The following is a 25074-nucleotide window of genomic DNA, read 5'->3' on the forward strand; positions in this document are numbered from 1 at the left end:
AAGTCACCTCCGATGACTGTTGATCAGCCGGCCCGGCCCAGGGATGTCGTGACGGAGCCGTCGGCCGAGGACGGGTTCGTCCGGCTGGTCAGTCACCGGCTCGGCGGGCCGCTCGGGCGGCGGGCGGCGGCTGGGCGGGTCTGGTGGAGTCCGGTCCGGGTGACGCTGGCGGTCGCGACGCTGACGTACCTGGTCGGGATGATCTTCCGGATCCCGTGCCGGATCACGATGCCGGGGCAGGCGCCGGACCACTTCCGGTTGATGTGCTACTCCGACATCGGGCTGCTCTATCAGGGCCGCGGGCTGATGGCCGGCCTGACGCCGTACCTGCAGTCCAGCCCGGACTTCCCGGTGCTGGAGTATCCGGTGCTGACCGGCTGGTTCCTCGAGCTGGAGCGGCTGATCACCCGGTTCCTCGGCGGCGCGCAGGGCACCGGGCTGAGCGATCAGCAACAGGTCGCCTCCACGCTGTTGTTCGTCGACGTCAACCAGGTCCTGCTCGGGGTGCTGTTCCTGGTCGCGGTCTGGGCCCAGGTGCGTACGGTCGAAGGGCGGCCGTGGGACGCGATGATGCTGGCCGCCTCGCCGTGTGTCGCGGCGGCCGCGCAGGTCAACTGGGACCTGCTGGTGATCGCGCTGACCGCCCTGGGCTGCCTGTTCTGGGCCCGCAAGCGGCCCATCGTCGCCGGGGTGCTGCTCGGCCTGGCCACGGCGGCGAAGCTCTATCCGGTGCTGCTGCTCGGTCCGTTGATCCTGCTCTGCGTACGGACGAAGAAGCTGAACGACCTGTTCGCGACCCTCGGCGGTTTCATGATCAGCTGGTCGCTGGTCAACCTGCCGGTGGTGCTGCTGGCGCCCGAATCCTGGCTGGCGTTCTGGACCTTCAACTCGGACCGGCAGGGTGATCTCGGTTCGCTCTGGTACGTCTTCGAGCTCGCCGGCCACCCGGTCCCGGCGCTCAATCTGGTCAACACCGTGCTGCTGCTGGCGGCCTGCCTGGCCATCGGCTGGCTGATCATGGCGGCGCCGCGCCGGCCGCGGTTCGGGGCGATGGCGTTCCTGGTCGTCGCGGCCTTCCTGATCACCAACAAGGTCTATTCGCCGCAGTACGTGCTCTGGCTGCTGCCGTTGCTGATCCTGGCCCGGCCGCGCTGGCGGGACTGGTGGCTGTTCACGGCCGCCGAACTCTTCTACTTCGCCGCGATCTGGTGGCACCTGGCCGGGGTCCTGAAGCCGGCCGACGGCTCGGCGGACCGGCTCTACTGGGTCGCGGTGATCCTGCGGATCGTCGTCCAGTGCTACCTCGTCGTGCAGGTGGTGCTGGACGCGCTGCGCCCGGAACGGGACATCGTCCGGGCCGGCGGCGCCGACGATCCGGGCGGCGGGGTGCTGGACCGCGCGACCGACCGCGGCTGGTCGCTGGCCGGGCTGTGGTCCAGGCCGGCGGCGACCTCGGCCGTGCCGGCCCGGGCGGCCGGCCCCGACCCCGATGGGTGACCCGACGCCGGCGGCCCCGGCGCGGGCCCGCCCGGCGCGTTCCCGAGTCCGGTCCCGGCGCTGGCCGGCGCCGCGCGGCCTGCCGGCGTTCGCGACCGGACTGCCGGAACGGCTGCTGGCCCGCAGTGGCGGCCGGGCGGTCGTCCAGGCCTGGCTGCTCAGCCGCGGCCTGATCTGCCTGGTCGCGCTGCTGCTCGCGCTGACCCAGCAGCGCACCCTGACCTCGATGGTCAGCAACTGGGACGTCCAGCATTTCGGACAGCTGGCCCAGGGCGGCTATCTCTCGGCGCCCAACCTGATGGCGTTCTTCCCCGGACTGCCCGGGCTGCTCTCGCTCGGCCTGCTGTTCGGCATCCCGGTCGCGGTGACCGGGGTGATCCTGTCGACGATCGGCTCCGCCTTCGCGGCCGCGGCGCTGGCCCGGCTCGGCGGTCAGTGGGCGGCGATCGCCTGGCTGTTCGCGCCGACGGCGGTGTTCACCACCGTCCCGTACACGGAGTCGCTGTTCTGCGCCGCCGCCTTCTGGGCCTGGGATCGCGCCCGGTCCGACCGCTGGTTCGCCGCCGCCTGCCTGACCGCGCTGGCCTGCACGCTGCGGGTGTCCGGGCTGTTCCTGATCGGCGCCCTGTTCGTCATGATCATCACCACCCGCAAGATCGGCTGGCCGGCCCGGCTCCGGCGGTTGGCGTTCTTGATCATCCCGGCCTCGGTGCTGGCCGGCTTCGTGATCTTCCTCTATCTGCTGACCGGCTCCTGGACGGCGTGGTTCGCCGCCCAGGAGTCCGGCTGGGCGCGCGGCTTCACCTGGCCCTGGCAGTCCTTCCTGAACACGCTGCCGGCGATCGAGCCGGGGGCGTATGCCGATCATCCGGGTTGGGCCGAGGTGTTCCGGTTCGAGGTCGCGTCGATGGCGCTCGGCGTGGTGGTCACCGTCTGGTGCCTGGTCCGGCGGCTCTGGGCCGAGGCCAGCTGGGTCGCGGTGCAGGTGCTGGCGTTCTCGATGTCGTACTGGTTCTTCTCGGTCAATCGCGCCGTGCTGCTGTGGTTCCCGCTCTGGCTGATGGTGGCCAGCTGGGGCACCTGGAAGCCGCGCCGGCCGGCCCTGGCCATCGTGCACCGGGTGCTGGTGGTGACCGCGTTCACGCTGTCGGTATTGATCATGCTCTGGTGGTGCTGGCTGTTCTTCACCGGCCACTGGGCCAGCTGACGTACGTCAGGGGAGCAGGACCCAGCGGCCGCGGGCGCCGCCCTTGGCCAGCCAGCGGTGTGCGGTGCCGGCCTCGGCCAGCGGCAATGTGCCGGCGACCCGGACCGAGAGCGTGCCGGCGGCGGCGAGCCGGAGGGCCTCGGCGAGATCGGTGGCGTTCGCCGAGACCCGGACCGCCGTGATCTTGACCGGACGGTCCGTGGCCGGCAGGGCGGCCGGGGTCAGGCTGACGTACGTCCCGCCGTCCCGGACCGCGGCCAGCGCGGCGTCGTTGAGGACGGCGGCGTCGAGCACGGCGTCGAAGGCTCCGTCCTCGACCTCGGTGACCGCGTCGGACGCCCCGGCGCCGAGCACGAACTCGCGGTCCTCGGCCCGGGCGAGCCCGGTGACCCGCCACCCCTGGGCGCTCGCCAGCGGCACGGCGTAACCGCCCACGGCCCCGGCGGCACCGGTGATCAACAACCGGTCGCCGGCCGAGCGGTCGAGCAGGCGGAGCGCCTGGATCGCCGTCGTCGCGTTGAGCGGAACGGTGGCCGCGGCGACCGCGCCCAGCCCGTCCGGCACCGGGGCCACGGAGGCGGCCGGCAGCACCAGCTGCTCCGCGTACGTGCCGATCGGAACGTCCAGCCGGTCCAACAGCCCGGCCACGAGCTGTCCGGGCCGGAGGCCGGCGACGTCCGGTCCGACCCGGTCGACGATCCCGGCCACGTCCCAGCCCAGGCCGACCCGGTCGCCGGTGATCCAGCCGGCGCGGTGGAAGAAGCCGGCCCTGGTGTCCAGGTCGACCGGATTGACCGCGGCGGCCAGCACCCGGAGCCGGACCTCGCCGGTCCGCGGCTCCGGCGGCTCCACCTCGATCAGCTGCAGCGCCTCGACGTCGCCGGGTTCGGTGATCACAACGGCCTTCATGGGAACTCCCTTCGTTTCGGTTGACGCCCTTCAGTCTGAGCAGGTAACTTCCCATCGGGAAGTAGGCACCTGAAAGTGCGTAAGTGGGAAGAAGGTGAGTCCGATGGCCACCCGGACCGCGACGCAGCGCCGGCAGGAGGCGAAGATCGCGTACGACGCGTACCTCGCCGAGTGCCCCAGCCGGCGGCTGCTGGACAGCCTGAGCAGCAAGTGGGTGACCCTGGTGATCACCGCGCTGGCCGAGGGCGATCTGCGCTACTCCGGTCTCGCCCAACGGCTGGTCGGGGTCAGCCAGAAGATGCTCACGCAGACCCTGCGCACGCTGGAACGGGACGGCATGATCACCCGCCGCGTGACGGCCGAGGTCCCTGTCCGGGTTGACTATGCGCTCACTCCGCTGGGTCGTTCGCTGGCGGTGCTGATGAGCCAGTTCAAGGTGTGGGCCGAGGCCAACATGGACGAGGTGGACCGGGCGCAGCGCTCCTACGACCGCCGGGGTTGAGAAAGCCGCCGACTAGACTCACAGGCGTGACTCCGAACTGGATTGATCTTGATGGCCTGGTGAACCTGCGTGACGTCGGCGGGATCAGTACCGACGACGGGGACAAGATCAAGTCCGGCCGGCTGCTCCGGTCCGACAACCTGCAGTCCCTGACCGTCGACGACATCGCCGCCCTGCTCCAGTACGGGCTGACCGACGTGATCGACCTGCGCTCGACGCTGGAGGTGCAGTCGGAGGGCCCCGGACCGCTGAACGGCCGGGGCGATGTGCGGATCCACCACCACTCGATGTTCCGCGAGGGCGATCCCGACGTCCGCGGCGACCAGCCGCACGACAAGGTCGAGGCCGCGCCGGCCGAAGCGCTGCCCTGGATCGACCTGGAGCCGAGCGTCCAGGTCTCCGACGCCTCCGCCTCGTTCTACCTGTCCTACCTGGCCGACCGGCCCGACTCGGTGCTCGCCTCGCTGCGCGACATCGCGGAGGCGCCCGGCGCCGCCCTGGTGCACTGCGCCGCCGGCAAGGACCGGACCGGCACCGTCGTCGCGCTCGCCCTGTCCGTCGCCGGCGCCGACCGCGCCGAGATCATCGCCGACTACGCCGCCAGCACGGAGAAGGTCGCCGAGATCGTGGACCGGTTGCGCAGCTCGAAGACGTACGCGGCGAATCTTGAGGGCCGGCCGCTGTCCTCGCACCACACCCGCCCGGAAACCATGGAACACGTGCTCGGCCACCTGGACCGCAACCATGGCGGCGTGCTGCCGTACCTGACGTCGATCGGCTGGACCGACGCCGACACCGCCCGCCTGCGCGCCAAGCTCAGGGCCTGAACGGGCCCCGTTCGCGTAGCGCGGCCACGCTTTCGATCAGACCAGCGTGTTCGAGGGCATTCAGCACATCCTCGACGGTGCAGTTCGGCGGGTTCTTCCAGATGCTGGCCATGAGTTGCACCTCGGCGTAGACCTTCGGGAGGTCGAGGTCGATCAGGCCCAGGACGAAGTCATCGACTCCCTGAGTCTCGACGGTCCACGCTTTCAGCCTTTCCGGCGGGAAGTGCTTCACGTTCTCTGTGACGATCACTTGCGCACTGGACTTGATCGCCGCTGCGAGGACATGGCGATCATCTGGGTCGGGAAGATCGAGGACCTCGATCAATGGCTCGTAGCCGGTGACCAGGACGTCTGCGATGGCCTTGTTCATGAGTGTCCGTGTCCGGTCGAGCCGAGCATGGTCCAGATCCGGTCGGTTCGCTTTGATGTTGCGGAAGACCTCGTCGAGGATCTCATCGGTCCACTTGGCCTGAACCAATCCGGCGCGCGCAACTCGGAGGAGGAGGTCGCGGACGCAGCTCGGATAGAGGACGTTGGCGTCGTAGACGACGACGAAGGGCATCAGTACAGTCCCATGTCCTGATTGAGCTCCGACAGCTCATCGGCGGCTGTGCGCCGTTCATGATCATCTTTGCGCTTGTACTCCATCAGGGAGTCCGCTCGAACCCGGCGATGCTTACCGACCCTCCGGAAGGCGATCTTGCCGCTCTCCAGGAGGCTGATGAGGTACGGCCTGGACACGTTGAGCAGATCGGCCGCCTGCTGCGTGGTGAGTTCGGCGCGTCCCGGAACGACTGAGACCCCTTGCCCAGCAGCCATGTGGGTCAGGATCCTGGCGAGGATCTCGATGGCATTCCGCGGGACCGCCAGCGTCTCATCAGGGTCGCCCCCGACGACAACGCGGATCACTTGCTCCTCGGTGTGGCTGGACAGGTACCTCTTGATGCGTCGTAGCGCGACATCGGCCTCCCTGACCGCAACCTCATCCGGCAGCGACGGGGGAAGCGATGCAGTACTCATAATGGTCTCCGATCCGTGTATCCGAAGTATCCGCAATATTCGCAGCAGACGCAACCGCATGGTCATGCTCGTTGGTCACGGCGGAACTTCACTCCGGATGCTCGGCTCTGCGCAGCACCGCCAGCGCTGCGATCGGGACCAGGAGCAGGGTCAGCGCGCCGGAGAGGACCAGGCCGCCGGTGACTCCGGCACCCTCGACCAGCGGGCCGCCGAGGGACAACCCGAGCGGTGCCGCGACCACGGAGCCGGTGGTCCACAGGGTCACCACCTGCTGCTGCTCGTCCGGTTTCAGGCCGGCCTGCAGGAAGCTGTACGCGACCGGGGTGAACGGTGCCCAGACCAGGCCGCCCAGTCCGAACACGACCAGGGCCAGGGGCAGTGAGCCGACGAACGCGAGGGCGATCGGGCAGAGCGCCCAGAGGCCGATGATCATGATCAGCAACTGCTGCTGCGGCAGCCGGCGGAGCTGGTTGACCAGCGCCGCACCGACCAGCGCGCCGACGCCGAGCGCGCCCCAGAGCAGGCCGAGCGCGGCGGCGTCGGCGGCCAGCCGGTCCCGGACCAGCAGCGGCAGCGCGATCTCGATCGGCATGTAGAGCAGGTTGAAGAAGAACACCACCAGCAGCAGCCGGGCGGCCACCGGACGGCGCAACAGGATCTGCCAGCCGGACCTCGGCCGCGCGGGGTCCGCGGGATCGGGCTGCGGCGGCCGGACCGAACGGGGTACGACGATGATCACCGCGGCCAGCAGCACCAGCGCGCCGGCCGCGTCGATCAGCAGGGCGACGCCGGGTGCGGTGGTCGTCGCGATCACGCCGCCCAGCACCGGGCCGACGATGTAGAGCGCGAAGCTGGCGTTCAGCCCGAGCAGCCCGTTGGCGGCGTAGCGGCCGGTGTCGCCGGCGAGTTCGGTGGCGAGCAGTCGCCGGCTGGACGAGCCGGCCATCCGGAACACGGCGCCGACCAGCAGCCCGCCGATCAGCACTGGCAGGGTCAGCCGGCCGGTGATCCCGAGCACCCCCAAGGTCGCGAAGGTCAGGGACCGCAGCACGCAGTCGGCGATCAGCAGCAGCCGCGGCGGCACCCGGATCCGGCCCAGCCCGATCGCCAGCGCCAGCAGGGTGGACAGGACGAACGGTGCCGCCTCCACCAGCCCGATCGCGATCGCCCGCGGCAGCGTTCCGTGGATGGCGAGCGTCTGGATCGGCATCGCGACGATGATCATCCCGGTGCCGATCCCGGCCAGCAGATCGCCCAGCAGCAGGCCGGCCACCCGACGGTCCCGCAGCACCTCCCGGTACGAGAGGTTGGCCGGCGCCTCAGTCGTGCTCATGGCACCGGACTCTAGATTCGTCCGGTCCCCGCAGGCTTCTTCGAACCTGATCGATCAGGTTCGACGGATCAGCTGCAGGTGAAGGTGACGCCGTCGACCTGGTGCACGCCCGGGCCGAGCTCGCCGCACTTGGCGACGACGTTGCCGAGGTTGACGCCGCCGATGCTCCAGCCGACGGTCGCCAGGATGCCGACGATGATCCCGATCAGGGCCGGGATGTTGGTGAAGCCGGCCTTCCTCGACTTGAGGAACGCGATGATGCTGATCACCAGTCCGACGATGGCGCAGAAGAACGCCAGGATCAGACCGACGATCCCCATCACCATAGCGGGATCCTTGGCCGGGGGCTGCGCCGCGTACTGCGGAGGGGGTTGGGTCACGCGGCACAGACTGGCACAGAACGGTGCCGCACCGGGGGATGTCGGAGGCTACGCCTCGACGATCTGGTCGACGGTCGCCGTGGTCAGCCGCAGCTCCACCGGAACCTCCTCGCCGACCGCCGGAGGGGTCTCCTTGGCCGGCAGGAAGACCAGGCTCGACTGCATGTGCGGCGGCTCCAGGAACCAGCGCTTCTTCCCGTTCACGGTGAACGGGCTCAGGGCGCGGCCGGCCGCCGCGAGGGAGCCGGTGGCCACCGAGACCGCTCGCTGCCGGACCGAGGTCGCCGGGGTCGGCGCCTCCATCCCGATCCCGTGCGAGGTGCCGCCGGCGATCACCAGGATCCAGCCGTCGGCCCAGACCGGGCGCTGACGGTAGCCGGCCCGCTGGCCGCGCTTGACCCGGTGCACGTCCAGCACGGTCGCGGTCGAGGTCCGGCTGGACGGGTCGCCGAGCCAGAGCCGGGTGCCCAGCCGCAGCCGGGTCGGCACCGCGGCCGCGCCGGCGCCGCCGAGCTGCCGGGCCACCGCGGCCACGTCCTCGGCCGGCAGGTGGGAGAACCAGAGCGGACCCTGGGCCGCCTCCAGCGCCGTCCGGCCGAGCCGCTCCGCCTCCGCGTACCGGCCCTCGTCGAGCATCGGCAGGTGGATCGTCCAGCCCTCGAACCTGATGTGCTCCAGCAGCGGCCGGACCCGGCGCAGTTCGTCCGGGAAGATCCCGTGCCGGCACATCGAGGTGAGCACCTCGAGCAGCACCCGGGGATCCCGGTTGAGGTCGGTCAACGCCTCCAGGTCGGCCACCCGGGACACCGTGGTGATGATCCGCGGGTCGCCGGCCAGCTCGGTCGCCAGCTCGTCGTCCGGCCGCCAGGGCGTCAAGATCACGATGTCGCCGCCGAACACGTCGTGCACCTCGGCCACCTCGACGGCGGTCCCGACGGCGATGGTGTCCACCCCGATCGTCTGCTCCGCCTCGGCGGCGAGCCGACGCAGCCCGTACCCATAACCGTTGCCCTTGGCGACCGGCACCAGGCCGGGCGTGGCACCGGCCACCGTCTGCAGATGCATCCGCCAGCGGGCTGCGTCCAGACGCAGCGTAAGTCCCGTCACGGCGATCAGGTTACCTGCGCCGTTTGAGGTACAGGTCAAATGCCTTGTACAGCACGGGATTGAGTGGCAGATCCCACTCGCCCAGATACTCGACCGCGTCGCCGCCGGTGCCGACCTTGAACTGGATCAGGCCGAGGTGCGGATCGTCGGCGTCCACGCTCTCGGTGATCCCGCGGAGGTCGTACACCGTCGCGCCGGCGACCATCGCGTCCGTGATCATGCGCCACTGGATCGCGTTGGAGCCACGGACGTCACGCTTCGCCGTCGAGCTTGCCCCGTACGAGTACCAGGCGTGGTCGCCGACCCGGATCCAGGTCGTCGCGGCCACCAGGTCGCCCTCGTGCTCGGCCAGGTAGAGCCGGATCCGGTCCGGGTCCTCGGCCTGCAGCTCACGGAACTGGGTCTGGAAGTACGACAGCGGGCGCGGGCCGAAGTGATCACGCTCGGCGGTCTCGACATAGAGCGTGTGGAAGGCGGGCAGGTCGTCCACCGTGCCCTGCCGGACCGTCACACCGAGCTTGTCGGCCTTCTTGATGTTGCGCCGCCAGAGCTGGTTCATCCCCTTCAGCACCTCGGCCGTGGTGCGGTCGGCGATCGGCAGCTGGAACACGTACTGCGGCTGGCCGGCGGCGAAGCCCTGCTCGGCGTTCGGCGGGCGCCAGCCGAGGCTGCGCAGCTGGTTCCGGGTCCGGGTGGCGGCGTGGTTGACGACATCCGGCGACGCCTGGCTGAGTCGCGACAGCTTCGGGTCGGCGATCGCGGCCTTGACGGTCTCGGTGTGCCAGCGACGGGCGACCAGCGGGCAGCCGATCCGGATCCCGAACGCCTTCTGCCGGCGGGCGTGCTCGGCCAGCGGGGTCAGCCAGGCGCCGATGTCGTCGGACTCCCAGTCGATCACCGGGCCCTCCGGCAGGTACGCCAGGTAGCGCTTGATCCGGGGCAGCTGGCGATACAGCATCAGCCCGGCCCCGATCTGCTTGCCGCCCTCGTCGAACCAGCCCAGGGATTCGCCGCGCCATTCGGATTTGACCCGTGCCCACGCCGGTGTCTGCAGAAAGCTCACGCTGGGCTGCTCGCGATTGAACGCGACATGCTCCTCGGTCGTGATGGTGCGCACGGTGATGGCCACGGGGCAAGACCATACTGCCGTCCGCCGCTCCCGCCGAACCGTTCCGGCGACTGTCTTGTGGGTACGGGCCGGTCGTTCCGGGCCTCAGCGGGCCGGCGGCAGCGGGGCGAGCGAGGAGCCGAGCACCAACGCGACCCACGGCAGCACCAGGGCGGCGGCCAGCGCGATGACGCCGATCAGCAGCGGAATCCGCGACCCGCCCGACGCGGACGGCCGGCCCCGCACCACCGCGACAATGCCGAGGACGATGGCCACCAGGATCGCGATCACGCACAGCACGGTGAGTGCGATCCAGCGGATCCCGGAGTCGACGTCCCAGCCGTCGGCGTACGCGGCCGTACGGACGTAGCCGCCGACGCCGACCAGGACGGCGACCCCGACCGCGATGATCAGCGCCACCCAGGAGAACCGGCGCCGGCCCGGCGGCTCGACCGCCTGGTCCTCGAACGGATGACTGGCGGGACGGCCGGGCTCCGCGGGCGCAGGGTCGTCGCCGAAGTCGAACGGTCGCGGCGAGCCGGCCGGGTCGTGGCTCATACGGTCAGCGTACGCATCCCACTGGCCCTACTTCCCCACACTTCTTGTCGCTTCCCGTGAGTTACTTCTCGCGGGAAGCGCCAGTTTTTCACGCAACGTGAAAAACCGTCCGAGCCCGGGAAGGCGGGCCCACGGGCTTTCCCGACTCGGGTAGCTTTTCCACCTGACGACAGACGGTTGGAGGTGGCGGAGTGCCTGACCCCGACCCGTGGGATTTCTCCGAGTTCGCCGATCCGGATCCGCAGCAGGCTCGGCGGCCGGACGGTTCCGGCGCGGGCGACCCGGGCGGCTCCGGTCTGCTCGGCCCGGGTGGCCAGGACGTCTCGCGTGGTGTGGCGTCGGGTGATCCGTTCGGCGGGGGCGGCGACCAGGGTGGCCTCGCTGGGACCGACTGGACCGGTTCCGGAACGGTCGGAGGCGTTGCGGCGCTGGAGATCGCGCGGCCGCCGCTGCCGTACCTGGGTCTGGCGGCGGGAATCTCCTTGGTTGCTCTCCTGCTGGCCGCGCTGCTCGGCGCGATCCCCGGTCTCGCGATCACGGCCTGGGTGCTGGCCGGGCCGGTGGCGATCGGCGTGCTGGCGTACTTCATCAAGGCGGACACGGCGGAACGGGCCCGGCCGGTGTACGCGGCGCCGACCTGGGTGCGGCCCGCCTATGTCGCGGCGCTGGTCCTGTGCGGTGTGGCCGTCATCGTCGCGGCGCTGCGGATCGCCTTCTGGGTGGGTCGCCTGTGATCACGACCCGCCGCCGGACCCACAGGCTGATGCTGGGTGTGCTTGCGTACGCCCTTGCGGTGCTGGGTCTGGTGGTGCTCCCGGCGACCCCCGCGGCGGCGAAGGAGAAGTCGGCGATCGAGGTCTTCGGCGGTTGCCTGATGTCGCAGCAGAAGGGCGACCTGGTGGTGCTGATGGACGAGTCGGGCAGCCTGAAGACCACCGACCCGGACGGCGCGCGGGTGACCGCGGCGGGTTATCTGCTGAACCAGCTCGAGGCGTTCACCGGCAAGGGAAAGGTGGCCCTGGACGTTTCCGTCGCCGGGTTCGCCTCCGACTACAACGAGGTCGGCGGCTGGGTCCGGCTGGCCGGCGACGGCACCCGCACCCTGACCTCGGCCCTGGACTCGTTCCGGGACCGCAACTCCGGCTACGAGACCGACTACTGGAACGGGCTGAACGGCGCCCGGCAGGCGCTCGCCGCGCGGACCGCGAAGGACCCGGACCGGTGCCAGGCGATCGTCTGGTTCACCGACGGCACCCTCGATCTCGACCTGCGCCGCACCGCCGAGGACCGGGAACGGTACGGCGAGCACAAGCCGTACGCGCCCGACCTCGACCTGGACACCGAGGACCGGGTCCGGGAGGCCGAGACGACCGCGCGGCGCGACCTCTGCCGGCCCGGCGGGCTGGCCGACCAGCTGCGCGGCAACCGGGTCACCCTGTTCGCGATCGGGCTGCGCGGGGCGGACGCGAAGGCGTCCGACTTCGACACCATGCGGTCGATCGCGACCGGTGCCTCCGGTGAGGAGACCTGCGGCAAGATCACCGAACCGCCGCCGGGCGAATTCACCCTGGCCAGCAACATCGACGACCTGCTGTTCGCGTTCGACCGGCTGCGTGACCCGTCCAGCGAGCCGACCCAGACCGAGGCCGGCGTCTGCCAGGGCGAGGTCTGCCGGCAGCGGCACGCCTTCGTGCTGGACAACTCGCTCAACTCGGTCCACATCCTCGGCTCGGCCAACGTCGACGGGCTGACCGTCGTCCTGGTCCGGCCGGACGGGAAGTTGATCACGCTGAAGCGCGGCGAGCCGGGCCGGGCCACCGAGCTGGAGTCCGGCGGGATCAAGATCAACTACAGCTGGCAGTCGAACCGTACGGTGAGCATCGACCTGGCCCGGCCGGGCCGGGCGGACTGGACCGGTCAGTGGGCGGTCGTGTTCGTCGACCCGAAGGCGAAGTCGCCGAAGGCCCGCTCCCGTACCAACATCCAGGTGTCCGGCGACATCTACCCGGCCTGGCCGGACGCGAAGAAGAGCACGCTCCGGGCCGGCGAAACGATCAAGAACGTCAGGTTCGGCCTGGTCAACGCCGACGGCAAGGCGATCGACCCGGGCTCCTTGTTGGGTACGGCGAACTTCGGCGCGGTGCTGACCGTGCCGGGCGGCAAGCAGATCGTGCTGGCCGACCAGGCGAGCGCCGGCGAGATCACGGCGCCCCGGACCATCGACCTGACCAAGGTGCCCCCGGGCCGGGCCACCCTCCGGCTCGGCCTCGCGATCACCACGGCCGCGGCCGTCGACGCCAACGGCAAGCGGGTGCCCGGCACCCAGCTGGCGCCGCGGATCGTGGATGTCCCGGTCACCATCGGCCCCGCGAAAGGCTTCCCGGTGCCGGCCGGCAAGATCAACTTCGGCTCGGCCGAGGGTCCGGCGGACCTGACGGCGACGCTGCCGGTGACCGGTCCCGGCTGCGTCTGGGCCGAGGCCGGGTCGGACCTGGACATCCAGTCGGGTCCGGAGGGCATCGGCGAGGTCAAGATCACCTCCGGCAACAACGAACCGCGCAACTGTCTCTGGATCGACGAGGGTAAGACGGCCGACCTGCCGCTGCGGCTGACCACCGCCGACGGCGGCAACGGCAGCCTGAACGGGGCCGTGACGATCAAACTGTCGCCGGACCGGGAGCCGGGCCGGACGATGGACGTCAAGATCGACTTCACCGCCGACCTGCGCCGGCCGCTGAACCCGATCAACTTCGCCGCCGCGCTGATCGCGGCACTGATCCTCGGCCCCGGCATCCCGCTCGGCCTGCTCTACCTGGCCAAGTGGCTGACCGCGACGATCCCGAGCCGGGCCCTGCTGGCCCGGCGGATCCCGATCACCGTCGAGGCCGGCCCGACCGGCGGCCGGGTGCTCCGCGACGGCGGCCCGTTCCGGCTCACCGAAGCCGACTTCACCGACATGGTGCGGCTGTCCAACTCCGGGTCCCGGACCGCGGAGGCGGACGGGGCGACGCTGCGTACGACGATCGGCCGGTCGCCCTTCGGCGCCGGCTTCGTCGTGGTGACCTCGCCCGGCCTGATCGGCGCCTCGTCGACCGACGCGAATCCGTACGGTCCCGGCCGGGACGCCCGCCTGCCGCTCGCCGTCCACAACACCTGGGTGGTGCAGCACGACCCGTCCGGCCCGCCCGACCGCGCCGAGCTGTTGATCTTCATCGGTGCCGATCTGACCCCGGACCGGCTGCAGGCGATGGCCGAGGACATCGAACGCAAGGTCCCCGACCTGGTAGCCCGCCTCCATGCCTCGGGCGCCGGGCCGGACGCGCCCGTACCGGTGGCCGCCGGACCGTTCGACGGGCCTGCCCCGACGCCGTCCACCGATCAGCCGTTCCAAGATCAACCGGCGCCGACGAACTGGCACTCTCAACCCGGTCAAGCTCAGCAGGCGCCGACGGGCTGGCACGCTCAACCCGGTCAAGATCAACCGGCACCGCCGAGCGCGCACCCTCAACCTGGCCAAGCTCAGCAGGCACCGCTGAGCCCGCATCCTCAACCTGGTCAAGATCAGCAGGCTCCACTGAGCCCGCATCCTCAACCCGGCCAAGATCAACAACCGCCCGCCGGGCCGCCACGGCACGATCAGCCGGCACCGCCCGCCCGGGCCGGCGACAACGACTGGTCCTTCGACTTCGACGACCTCGACGACGACGCTTCCGGTCCCGAGCGCCGGCCCTGACCGAGCGATGAGTTGGGCCCAACGGTGGCGTGGGCCGAGCGGGTTGGGCCGCGACCGGGCCGAATGTCAGCTCCGGCGGTGGGGCGGCGTGTACGAGCACGCCTGCTTCACGCCGTGAGGGCGAAGCGGCCGATCGCCACGAAGGCGGCCAGGACGAGGTAGAGCCCGTCCGCCAGCGCGGCCTTGGTCTCGCCACGGCGGATCCGCATGATCACCGCGCCGGTCATCATCAGCGCCAGGCCGCTGGCCGCCAGCGGTACCAGGATCGGCGCGATGCCGACCAAGGCGGGCACGATCAGGCCCACGGCACCGAGGATCTCGAGTGCTCCGATGGCCTTGAGGGTGCCGGGCTTGAAGTCGAGGACCCAGCGCGCGAAGTCGGTCATCGCTGCCATCTTCTCCCGTGGCACGAACAGCTTCCCGAAGCCGGAGAACAGGTAGACGGCGGCCAGCAGGCCGGCGACGATCCACAGTGCGAGGTTCATGTGTCTTCTCCTTGGAAATATCTAGAGGCGCCGGAGGCAGCCTGAGGGGGAAGGTCCGGGTCAGCCGAACTGTCCGGGCTGGTACTCGCCGCCGGGCGTCCGGGTGATCACGTTCAGCCGGTTGAAGGCGTTGATCGTGCAGATCAGTGCCACCAGGGCCATCAGCTGATCGTCGTCGAAGTGCTTCGCCGCGTTCGCCCACGCCTCATCGGTGACGCCGCTGGAGTCGGCGAGGCGGGTGCCCTGGTCGGTGAGTTCCAGCGCCGCCCGCTCCGCCTCGGTGTAGACGGTCGTCTCCCGCCAGGCGCCGACCAAGTTGATCCGCACCAGGCTCTCGCCGGCGGCTGCGGCGTCCTTGGTGTGCATGTCGAGGCAGCCCCCGCACCCGTTGATCTGGCTGGCGCGGATCTTCACCAGCTCCTGCACCGCCTTCGGCAGCGCGGAGTCAGCGATGGTCTTGTTCGACGAGATGATGTGCCTGGCCCACTTCGACCCGACCTCGTTGTGCATGGGGTTGATCCGGGTTTCCATCGCGATCTCCTTCGTCTTCGGTTGCTTGCACCACTAAGACGAAGCGCCCCGCCAAGACGTAACAGGCCCCGCGCTCGACCTGCGCTACTCGGGTCGCGCGGGCAGATCCATGGTGTCGAGGCGCTTGCGGTCGCTCACGGTCAGGATCTCCACGATCCGGCCGTCGACCACCGTGCACGCCACCACGCCGAGCACCTTGCCTCTCGCACCCCAGGCGACAAACCCGGGCTCGCCGTTGACCAGGACCGGGAGCGCAGAGGTCATCGACCGGATGCCGCGCAGGATCGGACCAGCCACCTCGGCCGCCCCGACTGTGGTCAGCACGCCCTGCGGGTGATAGGTGCGCCAGGTCACCTGCGGATCGAGCACGCGCACCAAGCCCTCGAAGTCCCCGTTTCTTGCCGCGGCGAGAAACGCGTCGACCACGGCGCGCTGCCGCCGCGGCTCCTCCGCCGGCCGCGATGTGCCCTGCACCTTCCGGCGGGCCCGGCTGGCCAGCATCTTGGTCGCGTCGGTCGACCGGCCGATGACCTCGCCGATCTCGGCGAACGGCACCGCGAACATGTCATGCAGGACGAACGCCAGCCGCTCGTTGGGCGTGAGAGTGTCGAGCACCACCAGCAGCGCCGTACCGACCGATTCGGCGAGCACAGCGTCATCCTCGGGTGCCGTGCCACCGTGCATGGTCACCACCAGCTCGGGCCACTCGTCGTCGTACGACAGCTCGCCCCGGGTCCTGCGCGAGCGCAGCACGTCGATGCAGACCCTGCCGACCACGGTGGTCAGCCAGCCGGCCAGGTTGTCGATCGCGTCCGCGTCCTGTCGGGCCAGCCGGATCCAGGCCTCCTGCACCGCGTCCTCGGCATCCACCCGTGACCCGAGCATCCGGTGAGCGACCGCCACCAGGCGCTCGCGCTGCTGTTCGAAGGCTCCCGCCAGTGCTTCGTGCGGACCTGATCCGGTCATCTCGTTACCTTCCTTGCGCGAATTCCGTCATGCTCATGACGAGTCCCGAGGTGCCGAGGTAACCGTTCGGCCTGCATCCTGATGAAAGCACAGCGGCGGCGACCGGTGATCAAGATCGGTGCGCTGTCGCGCCGGGCCACGTACTACCCGGCAGCCTCGGCAAGGCGGCATCGGCGCCGCCTGATCTGACTCCGCGCGCACCCCTCACCCCGGACTCCCACCGCCCATCCACACGGCAGTTCCGCAGCGACACGCCGTCAAAAGGGCTGCGGTTGTGCCGGGTCGGCGGAATTGGGGTTGGGGGTCCGGGTGATTCCTGGGGTCCGTACGGGATGAGCGTGAAAAACTTGGGGTCCCGAACCGACGAAAGGGGCGCGGTAGGCGTGAGACGGTTTCTGGTGGTGGGGTGCGGCGGCTCCGGCGGTGCAACCCTGGCCTACCTGATGGACCAGTTGGCCTCCGACCTGGCTGCGATCGACCGGCGGCTGACGCTGCCGGCGGGTTGGCAGTTCGTCCATCTGGACGTGCCGTCGGGCCCCGAGCCAGGCCCGGACGGGCTGGGCAACGTGCCGCAGCAGGGCGGGCGCTATCTGGGGCTCGGGCCCAAGGGCGGCTCCTATTCGGACCTCGACTATGCGGTGTCGCAGAAGCTGCTCGGCGCGCGGGCGCTGGACGAACTGGCCGGCTGGGCGCCGCGGCAGCCGCAGTCGGTGGCGACGCCGATCGATGTCGGGGCGGGGCAGTATCGTTCGATCGGCCGGATGATCACGCTGGCTCGGGCCGGCGAGGTGCACCAGGGGCTGCAGTCGGCGTGGGAGCAGTTGGCCCGGGTCGAGACGCTGACCGAGATGGGGCACCTGGCCGACGCGGTCGGGTCGACGTTCAACGCGAACGAGACGCCGATCGTGCTGGTCGTGACGTCGATGGCCGGTGGTTCGGGGGCCTCGATGGCGCTCGACGTGTGCCGGCTGCTGACCCTGATCCCGGGCGTAAACCCCAAGCTGACCGCGGTCTTCATGGTCGCGCCGGACATCTTCGATTCGTTGCCGCCGTCCGCCCGCAGCGGGGTCCGGGCCAACGCGCTGGCGATGCTCGGCGAGATCGTCGCCGGCCAGACCGGCGCCGCCCGCCGGCACGACGTGGAGATCCTCTCCGGCCTCGGCTACGGAGACGGCCAGGGCACCGAGATCCCGTTCGCCCGGGTGTTCCCGATCGGCCGGTTCATCGGCGCCCAGCGCACCATGTTCGGCGACGGCAGCTCGAAGGCGATCTATCGCGGGCTGGCCCGCGGCCTCGGCGGCATGATGATCAGCGAGGTGGCGAGTACCCAGTTCGTCTCGTTCGACCTCGGCAACACCGGCAGCGTCCCGCCGGACAGCGACTACCTGGCCTGGGGCGCCCAGTTGGACCCGATCCCCTGGGGTTCGTACGGCTTCGCGAGCCTGAGCATGGGCCGCGAACGGTACGCGGAGTACGCGGCGCAGCGGATCGCCCGCGGCGCCGTCGACCGGCTCCTCGACGGCCACCTGCAGCCGGGCAACTCGGCCTCCGGCACCGAGCAGGTGAAGGCCCTGGTGGACAGCCAGTGGGCCCGCCTCTGCGAGCGGCTGCAGCTGCCGGTCGGCCTCGGGTCCGGGCAGCGGGCCGGTGCCGAGCTGGGCAGTTGGATGACCACGGTCGCGCTGCCCCGGGCCGACGCCGACGCGGCCGCCCGGCGGGTGGTCGACGCCGAATACGTACCGCATCTTCCGGCTCCGGGCGGGCAGCAGGCCCGGCAGTGGCTGGAGGCCGTCCAGCAACGATCACGGTCCCGCGGCCACGTGCTGGCCGAGGCCGCCGGCAAGGCCGCCTACGACTGGGCGTTCGCCTGGCAGCAGGGTCTGCTGGACCGGTTGGTCACCGTCCTCACCGAGGGGATCAGCCGGCTCGGCCTGCCGTACGCGGCCGCCGTGCTGGAACGCCTCGACGCGCACCTGCGCGGCGTCGTCATCCCCGGCACCGAGGCGCTCGGCCGGACCGATCCGGGCAGCCTGGCCGAGCTGCCGTCCGAACTGCAGCAGGCGGTCGCGGCGATCAAGGGCGCGATCACCGGCGGTGACACGCTGGTGGAGCGGCTGGTCGACGGGGTCCGGATCAAGGTACGGACGCAGCTCTATACCCGGGCCTCGGCGCTGACCGCGGACGCGCTGGCCACGTTCATCCCGGATGTGCTGACCCCGCTCACCGAGGCGATCCGGGAAGCCCAGCGGATCCTCGAGCAGGGCCGCGGCTCCCAGGTGAAGCACGACGGCCTGGCTCGCCTCGCCACCGACCAGTACGCGGCCTGGCCGTCCGACGCCGACGTCAAGGTGCCGAGCCGGTTCGACGAGGCCGGCAACGAGGTGCTGCTCACCCCGGCCCGCGACTTCGCCGCCCAGTACGCGGCGGACCTGGCCCGTGCGGTGCCGACCGACGACGCCGGCAACAGCCCGGCCCAGCTGGTCCCGACCCAGGTCATCGAGGGGATCTGGGAGACCACCGGCGGCGAGCGGCCGCCGGCCCTGGACCCGCACCAGCCGAACCTGGTCGTCCAGACGGCGCCCTGGCGGTCCCGGGTCTTCCCGACCAATCCGGCCACCGGTGACGCGCTGATCCCGAGCCGGGCCCGGTTCCAGGTGCACGCCAAGCCGGGCGAGGTGCTGGAGCGGGCGCGGGCGTTCGTGGCCCGGTCCGAGCAGTCGTTCCAGCGGTTCTGCGCGGTCTCGCTGCGGGACTTCATCAACGGCCCGGAGGTCGCCGAGTCGGAACGGCTGGCCCGGATCCGCGACGTGACCACGAAGTTCACCGAGGCGCTGGCGCTGGCGATGCCGCTGATCGGCGTCGACGAGCAGGTGGTCCGGCTGCTGCACGGCGGCCAGCCGGTCGAGTACCGCTACAAGTTCTCCGACGTGCCGTTCGCCGAGCTGCCGATCGCCGACGACCTGGAGCGGGTGCTGGTCGACAACCCGAGCATCGACTCGTCCAGCCGGGACAACCTGGGCGCGGCGCTGACCGATCAGGGCAACCCGCGCCGGATCGACATCTTCGGCTCCTATCCCTTGTATTCGCCGCTGGCGTTCTCCTCGGTGCTCCGGCCGATCGCCGAGCAGTGGGGGGCCACCACGGCGCAGGGCCGGGACGCCTTCTGGTCGCACCGCCGGTCCCGGCCGCTGGATGCGGCACTGCCGATGGCGAACGTGGAGCGGCGCACCCTGGTCGCCGGCTGGTACCTCGGCCAGATCGTCGGCGAGCTGATCATCCCGCCGTCCCCGTACGACAGCGGGGTGCGGATCCTGGACCGCGCGGCCGGCGAGTGGGTCGAGTTCCCGTACCCGATGCTGACGCCGCCGCAGCAGTTCGTCGCCCCGTACGACTGGCTGCCCGCGGTGCTGGAGTCCCAGCTGCTGGCGATCGCCCGGGTGCACGAGTCGCCGGTGCTGTCGTCCTTGCGGCCGTACCGCCTGCTCCGGGCCCTGTACGACAGCAACGCGCTCCGGCCCGCCGGCGGCATCGTGCCGCTGTCTGGCCGGGAACGGCTGGCGGCCTGGATCCGCGACGGCGGCGCCGAGACCGGCGTGGCCTCCCGGGTCCAGACGCTGGCCGACGCGACCACGCCGGAGCAGCGCCGGGACGCCGCGAAGGAATGGCTGAACGGCGCCAAGGGGCCGGGCACGCTGGCGTCGGTGCACTTCATGCCGGCCGGGGTCGACGGTGCGCCGGGCGGTGGCGCGTTCGCCACGATCAGCAGCCGGGACCAGGCCAGCCAGACGCCGATCTTCCGTGATCTTGCGCCGGACATCCACTGGGCCGCCCGGCAGCTGACCCGGCTCCTGGACGACGCGTACCAGCTTGCGGTCGCCGCCCCGGACGCGGCCCGCGGCGGCCTGGACGGCCAGCCCGGCCCGGCGCCGCGGACGACGATCGAGTTGCCCGAGGGCGGGGTGTACTGAGTTCCATGAGTGCGAATCTGGTGCTGCTGGCCGCCCCGGACGGCGTGCTCACCGGCGCCCGGGACGCGCTGCGTGACCTGTCGGCGCTCGGCCTGGTCGAGGAGTTCTGCTGGGTCCGGCTGGACGGAATCCATGATCAACTTGCCCATGATCAACTGGTCACGCCGGGCGAGTTGATCAAGGACGGCGCCGGTCGCCCGGTGACGGTGCAGCAGGTGCTCGCGGGGCGGCAGTACGACCGGGTCCGGGTCTGTTCGCTGGCCGCGGTGCTGCCCGGCCCCGAGCCGGTCGACGAACACGTGGAAGCCGAACGCGAGCTGGTCGACCTGGTCCGTCGCTCCAGCGGCGCCAGCCAGATCGAGCGGCTGCGTTGCGTGATCACCCGACCCGGCGGTACGGCAGCCGCCGATGATCTTGGTCGGGACGGCTGGCACACGGTGGTGATCTCGCCGGAGGACGCCCGCGGTCCCGGCCTGGGCCACCAGGTGCTGGAGCCGAGCGACGATCCGGCCGTGATCGGCGGCCCGGCGGCGACGGCGGTGGCCGGCCTGACCGGGCTCTGGTCCGGGGTGCCGGACGCGCCGCTGGACGACGTCGCGGTCCCGCCCGGCCGGACGGTCCGGGTCGGCCGGGTCTTCTTCCGGTCGCTGGACGCGTCGGAGGTCGAGCAGGCGATCCGGGACGGGGTGACGTCGGTGGCCGGCGGGCTGCCCGCGGTCCGGGTGGCCGGCGCCCAGTCGCTCCGGATCGGCCAGCCCCAGGGCGGAAACGGTGCCGGCAGCGACGACGTGGACACGGCGACCCGGACGATGGCGGACGCGTTGTGGCGCAAGCACGGCGCGGTGCTGCGCGGGCCCCGCGTCCAGCCGGCGCCGAGCCCGGTCAAGGACATCGGCGCGCTGGCCGCGCTGCGGATGCTGTTCTCGTTCATCTGGGCGGCGATCAAGAACACCCCGATGCGGTGGCGCGCCGCGATCACCAACAAGCTGGCCTCGTCCGCGGCGGCCGCGGTGCACGGCAGCGTGTTCGGCCGCGCCCCGTCGGCGTACTCGGTGGTGGTCCGCGGCATCCGCCCGGACGGCACCGGCGCCGACTGGCGGGACTGGGCCCGGGCCTCCAACGAGCTGGCCGGCGTGATCGGCGAGTCGGCCGGGCCGGGCGAGGGCCTGTCCGCGGGCCGGCACGACCTGTCGACGCTCTGGCAGGACTACCTCGCGGGCGCGTACACGCTGGCCGACGGCGGCGAGCGGATCGGTGACCTGCCGCCGCTCCAGGTCGGGGCGGACCGCGCGGTGCTGGCCGATCCGGCGCAGGTGGTGCCGGGCCCGCAGCACCGGTGGAAGGCGCCCGGCCAGGCAGGCGGAGGCGAGCTGGCGCCGTACGACCTGCTCGGGATGCAGGCCACCCAGGCCCGGCTGAATCCGCCGGAGGGCCAGCTCACCCCGGACCTGGACCGGGCCCGGGCCGGACTGGACGGCTGGCAGGGTCGCTATCGCTCGGCGTACGCGGTGAAGGTGGGGCAGCGACTCGGCCGCGCCGTCTCCGACGTCCGCGACGAGGCGCAGGCGATCCTGAGCTCGCTCGCCCAGGCGGGCACCGATGACGAACCGTCGGACGACCTGCGTCGGAAGATGAAGCGGCTGACCTGGTGGATGCGCGGGCTGCTGATCGGCCTGGCCGTGGTGATCATCATCCTGCTGCTGCTCGGCGGGTTCGAGGGGCTGACCTGGGAGACCGTGACCATCGCGATCGTGGCCGCGGTGGTGGTCTGGCTGCTCGGCAGTTGTGCCGTGTTCTTCGTCAGTCAACGAGAGTTGTTCCGCGAGCTGAACCGGCGCCGCGACGCCGCCTCGCAGACCGATGCCAACCGGGTCAACCTCGGCCACGTGCTGCGCGACCTGAACCGGCTGGCCGCCGGGTACGAGCAGTTCCTGGCCTGGTCCCGGATCGCCGGCGTGGTGCTGGCCGCACCGTTCGGCCGGCCGGCGGTGCCCGGCTCCGGCGCTCCGCTGCTGCGGCTGCCGGCCGCGGGACTGCCGCTGTCCGCCCGGATCGGGGTGGCCGAGCTGCAGCCCGACGCGGTGGCGAAGGCGGCCACGGTGATCCGGCGCGAGGTGTTCCGGGCCGGCTGGCTGAGTCGGCCCTGGCAGGCGCTGCTGGAATCGGCGCCCGGCCGGCTGGGCCCGGAGGCGATCGATCTGGCTCACGCCCCGGAACGGATGTACGCCGAGCAGGCCGGCGAGGGGAGCCTGCTGGTCCGCTGGGCCGATCTGCTCGAGACGGCCGGCGCGGCGGACGGTGATCCGCTGAGTGACGGCGGCCGCGCGCTGTGGCAGGCCGTCGGCCGGTCGCTGCCGGAGAGCGAGCTGGGCCGGTCCCTGGTGGCCGCGGTCCGGATCGCCGGCCAGGACCAGACCCCGCGGCCGTACCCGGAATTCATGGCCGGACTGGACCAGCCCGCCGAGGCCTGGCACGGCCAGCAGCTCGACCCGGTCGGGTTCGGTGCCGAGGCCAGGGTGGCCGGCCGGCAGCGGGTGGTCAGCCACTGGTTCCGCGGCACCGGCCGCGAGCTGAGCCGGGCCGCCGTCCTGGTCCAGCTGACCGAGGCCTTTGCCGCGTACGAGCTCGCCGCGGTGCCCGGCTCCGGGACCCCGGACGCCGATCGGGACCGGACGCGGTGGCCGATGCCCGAGATCGACGAGGTGTTCTGATGGACGATCACACCCTGGGCGGCTCGCCGCCGGTCGACCCGACCTTCGAGCGGCTCAAGGCCTGGCGGGACCGCGAGGTGCTGGAGAGCCGGCTGCAGCTGGGCGAGATCAAGGACACCTACCTGCGCGCGGTCGCCCGGTCCGGCCAGCGCCGGGCGGCGGAGATCGCGGCCATGCTGCCGGCCGCCCTGCGCAAGTACGCGCCGGACCTGGAGCGCCTGGTCACGACCTCGTCCGGCCCGGCGACGCCGACGCTGCCGGCCGAGTTGGACGACATGCCGGTCAGCGGGAGCCAGCACACGGCGGCTCCGTCGTCGAACCCCACCAGCCCGGTGCCGAGCGGCCACAGTCCGGCGCCCCCCGCGACGTCGCCCAGCCCGACGTCGGTTCCACCCAGCTCGGCGCCGAGCGCGGCCGAGGTTCCGGTGTCCGTGCCGCCGCCCGAGCCCGTACCGCCGCGGCCGGAGCATCCGCCGGAACCGGAAGGTTTCGGCCTGGACCGGCCCGGGCCGCGCCGGGCGGCCGACCTGAACGCGGCGCCGACCGGCGTGCAGCCACCGGATCTCGCGGCCGGCTTCGCCCCGTACGAGTTCGGCTCCGATCTCGACGCGGCCGGGTTCGCCGGCGAGGCCGTACCGTCGTCGGTGGTGCTGCGGTCGCTGACCGGTGCCGACGGGGTCCGGCTCGCCTGGGACCAGCCGAGCGGGCTGGCCGGCGCGACGGCGTACCGCGTGGTGTCCAGTGACGAGCACCGGCCGTACTCCCCGGACCGGGCCGACCTGGTCGGCGTCGTCCTCGGCGACGCGGAGCGCGGCACGCTCGACACCCGCCCGTTCACGGCGGCGATCCGCTACTACCAGGTCTGGTGCAACACCGGCCCGACGCTGGCGCTGGCCCGGCGCGGCCAGCCGCGGCTGATCGCCGAGAAGGCCGTGGTCAGCCGGGTCGTCGACGTCGAACTCCGCGAGGACGAGGGACGGGTGATCGGCCAGTGGTCGGTCTGGTACGGGATCGACCGGGTGCACATCTACCGGACCCCGGTGGAACGGGCCCGGCCCGGCCAGCCCGACCCGCAGTACCGGATCCTGGCCGGCGACCCCAACCTCGGCGGCTTCGTCGACAACGACGCCGAGCGCGGCCGCCGCTACCTGTACCAGTTCTGCACCGAGGCGGAGGTCGACGGCGTCCCGCAGTTGTCCGGCGCCGTCACGGTCGAGGTCGGCGTCTCGGCCGTGGTCGACCCGATCGAGGATCTCGAGGTCTCCCAGCACGGCGACGATGACGACTGGCAGTTCGACCTGCTCTGGTCGCCGCAGCCGGCCGGCCGGGTGTTCGTCTACCGCACCGAGAACCGGCCGCTGGCCGGCGCCGAACACGGCAGCCACCCGGAGTCGGCGCTGCCGCAGATGAACCTGGCCGACGCCGACCGGCTGGCCCACCCGATCAGCCCGCAGCCGGACGGCCGGGTCGGGATGCGCAACGTGCCCTGGCCGCGCCGCTGGGACCGCGCCTATTTCACCCCGGTGGTGGTGCTGGACGGCATTGCCCGGGTCGGCCGGACGGTGCCGGCGGTCCGGGTCCGGCCGGTGCACGATCCGGTGATCGTCGAGCGGTGCGACCAGCAGGTGCTCAAGTTCGGCTGGCCGCCGGGCGCCGCCACCGTCCTGGCCGAGATCCTGCAGGGCGGCGACGTGACCGGCACGGTCGAGTGCTCGACCGACCTCTACAACCAGCTCGGCGGCGTCCAGTTCGGCCGGCCGTTGCCGAACCGGGGCGCGACGGTCCGGATCACCGGGGTTTCCTTCGTCGGCGGCGAACGGCGGGAGAGCGTGCCGGTCGAGGTGGGCTATCCGGGCCTGATGCGGATCCGGTACGTGCTCGAGCTGCGCCGCACCCTGCTGCTGAAGCCGGACCGGGTGCTGGTCCGGCTGTACAGCGAGTCCGACATCGGCAACTGCCCGCCGCTGGTGCTGGTGCACCATCCGACCCGGCTGCCGCTCCACCCCGGCGACGGCCAGCAACTGGAGGTCACCGAGGACATCGAGGAGGTGACCCGGCCGGTGCTCCGGTTCCGGCCGGACGGCATCGGCACCCGGCCCAGCGAGGTGGCCTGGAAGGCCTCGGTCCGGGGCCGGACCGGCTACGTGCGACTGTTCGCCGACCTGCCGCCGGAGCGGACCTCGCTGGTCGCGATCCTCGATCCGCCGGTCGACGCGCTGCGGCTGGGCTGAC

The 25074-nt window shown here is 71.6% G+C and carries 20 protein-coding genes; 9 read left to right on the forward strand and 11 right to left on the reverse strand.

Features of this window, described 5'->3' with window-relative positions:
* Positions 1–12 precede the first annotated feature (12 nt).
* A complete protein-coding gene (locus ACFQU4_RS05895) occupies positions 13–1497 on the forward strand; it encodes a glycosyltransferase family 87 protein (RefSeq protein ID WP_377488008.1) in 1485 nt (494 codons plus the stop codon).
* On the forward strand, positions 1490–2704 hold the full coding sequence (locus ACFQU4_RS05900) for a hypothetical protein (protein WP_377488010.1): 1215 nt from the start codon (positions 1490–1492) through the stop codon (positions 2702–2704). The genes ACFQU4_RS05895 and ACFQU4_RS05900 overlap by 8 nt, the downstream gene beginning before the upstream one ends.
* Positions 2705–2710: 6 nt before the next feature.
* Here the strand turns inward: ACFQU4_RS05900 and ACFQU4_RS05905 are convergent, their stop codons facing one another.
* Positions 2711–3613 (reverse strand): NADP-dependent oxidoreductase, encoded by a 903-nt coding sequence (locus ACFQU4_RS05905; protein ID WP_377488012.1) that lies wholly within the window; start codon positions 3611–3613, stop codon positions 2711–2713.
* Between the two features lie 103 nt (positions 3614–3716).
* Here ACFQU4_RS05905 and ACFQU4_RS05910 point away from each other — a divergent pair, with 103 nt between their 5' ends.
* A complete protein-coding gene (locus ACFQU4_RS05910; protein ID WP_377488014.1) occupies positions 3717–4115 on the forward strand; it encodes a winged helix-turn-helix transcriptional regulator in 399 nt (132 codons plus the stop codon).
* Between the two features lie 26 nt (positions 4116–4141).
* Complete coding sequence (locus tag ACFQU4_RS05915) at positions 4142–4942, forward strand: tyrosine-protein phosphatase (RefSeq protein ID WP_377488016.1); 801 nt, start codon at positions 4142–4144, stop codon at positions 4940–4942.
* Here ACFQU4_RS05915 and ACFQU4_RS05920 read toward each other — a convergent pair.
* From ACFQU4_RS05920 to ACFQU4_RS05950, 7 genes are all read right to left on the reverse strand, one after another.
* Complete coding sequence (locus tag ACFQU4_RS05920; protein ID WP_377488018.1) at positions 4932–5504, reverse strand: PIN domain-containing protein; 573 nt, start codon at positions 5502–5504, stop codon at positions 4932–4934. The genes ACFQU4_RS05915 and ACFQU4_RS05920 overlap by 11 nt on opposite strands.
* Positions 5504–5962 (reverse strand): excisionase family DNA-binding protein, encoded by a 459-nt coding sequence (locus tag ACFQU4_RS05925; protein ID WP_377488020.1) that lies wholly within the window; start codon positions 5960–5962, stop codon positions 5504–5506. Before ACFQU4_RS05925 ends, ACFQU4_RS05920 begins: the two co-directional genes overlap by 1 nt.
* Positions 5963–6050: 88 nt before the next feature.
* Positions 6051–7295, reverse strand: coding sequence for an MFS transporter (locus ACFQU4_RS05930; RefSeq protein ID WP_377488022.1), 1245 nt, complete (start codon positions 7293–7295; stop codon positions 6051–6053).
* A 68-nt stretch (positions 7296–7363) separates the two neighbouring features.
* The gene (locus ACFQU4_RS05935) at positions 7364–7675 is read right to left on the reverse strand and encodes a hypothetical protein (RefSeq protein WP_377488025.1); all 312 of its coding nucleotides are present in this window, start codon (positions 7673–7675) and stop codon (positions 7364–7366) included.
* A 48-nt stretch (positions 7676–7723) separates the two neighbouring features.
* A complete protein-coding gene (locus ACFQU4_RS05940) occupies positions 7724–8782 on the reverse strand; it encodes an alanine racemase (protein WP_377488028.1) in 1059 nt (352 codons plus the stop codon).
* A 10-nt stretch (positions 8783–8792) separates the two neighbouring features.
* Complete coding sequence (locus ACFQU4_RS05945) at positions 8793–9911, reverse strand: lipid II:glycine glycyltransferase FemX (RefSeq protein WP_377488031.1); 1119 nt, start codon at positions 9909–9911, stop codon at positions 8793–8795.
* Between the two features lie 84 nt (positions 9912–9995).
* Positions 9996–10448: a hypothetical protein gene (locus tag ACFQU4_RS05950; protein ID WP_377488034.1), complete on the reverse strand. Its 453-nt coding sequence runs from the start codon at positions 10446–10448 to the stop codon at positions 9996–9998.
* Positions 10449–10639: 191 nt separating this feature from the next.
* Between ACFQU4_RS05950 and ACFQU4_RS05955 the strand changes: the two genes are divergently transcribed.
* Positions 10640–11182, forward strand: coding sequence for a hypothetical protein (locus ACFQU4_RS05955; protein WP_377488037.1), 543 nt, complete (start codon positions 10640–10642; stop codon positions 11180–11182).
* Positions 11183–11211: 29 nt separating this feature from the next.
* Positions 11212–14181, forward strand: coding sequence for a VWA domain-containing protein (locus tag ACFQU4_RS05960; RefSeq protein WP_377488040.1), 2970 nt, complete (start codon positions 11212–11214; stop codon positions 14179–14181).
* 107 nt (positions 14182–14288) lie between these two features.
* Here the strand turns inward: ACFQU4_RS05960 and ACFQU4_RS05965 are convergent, their stop codons facing one another.
* The 3 genes from ACFQU4_RS05965 to ACFQU4_RS05975 all read right to left on the reverse strand — a co-directional run bounded on the left by ACFQU4_RS05965 (position 14289) and on the right by ACFQU4_RS05975 (position 16163).
* Positions 14289–14666: a DoxX family protein gene (locus ACFQU4_RS05965; protein WP_377488043.1), complete on the reverse strand. Its 378-nt coding sequence runs from the start codon at positions 14664–14666 to the stop codon at positions 14289–14291.
* Positions 14667–14726: 60 nt separating this feature from the next.
* Positions 14727–15197 (reverse strand): carboxymuconolactone decarboxylase family protein, encoded by a 471-nt coding sequence (locus ACFQU4_RS05970; protein ID WP_377488046.1) that lies wholly within the window; start codon positions 15195–15197, stop codon positions 14727–14729.
* 84 nt (positions 15198–15281) lie between these two features.
* Entirely contained in the window at positions 15282–16163 is an 882-nt protein-coding gene (locus ACFQU4_RS05975; RefSeq protein ID WP_377488049.1) for a sigma-70 family RNA polymerase sigma factor, read from the reverse strand.
* A 383-nt stretch (positions 16164–16546) separates the two neighbouring features.
* Between ACFQU4_RS05975 and ACFQU4_RS05980 the strand changes: the two genes are divergently transcribed.
* The 3 genes from ACFQU4_RS05980 to ACFQU4_RS05990 are packed head-to-tail and all read left to right on the forward strand — an operon-like array spanning position 16547 to position 25073.
* Complete coding sequence (locus ACFQU4_RS05980) at positions 16547–20131, forward strand: tubulin-like doman-containing protein (RefSeq protein ID WP_377488052.1); 3585 nt, start codon at positions 16547–16549, stop codon at positions 20129–20131.
* Between the two features lie 5 nt (positions 20132–20136).
* Entirely contained in the window at positions 20137–22842 is a 2706-nt protein-coding gene (locus ACFQU4_RS05985; protein ID WP_377488055.1) for a hypothetical protein, read from the forward strand.
* The gene (locus ACFQU4_RS05990; RefSeq protein WP_377488059.1) at positions 22842–25073 is read left to right on the forward strand and encodes a hypothetical protein; all 2232 of its coding nucleotides are present in this window, start codon (positions 22842–22844) and stop codon (positions 25071–25073) included. The genes ACFQU4_RS05985 and ACFQU4_RS05990 overlap by 1 nt, the downstream gene beginning before the upstream one ends.
* Position 25074: the final 1 nt, after the last annotated feature.

The sequence above is a fragment of the Microlunatus sp. GCM10028923 genome, assembly GCF_042666975.1.
Lineage (GTDB): Bacteria > Actinomycetota > Actinomycetes > Propionibacteriales > Propionibacteriaceae > Microlunatus.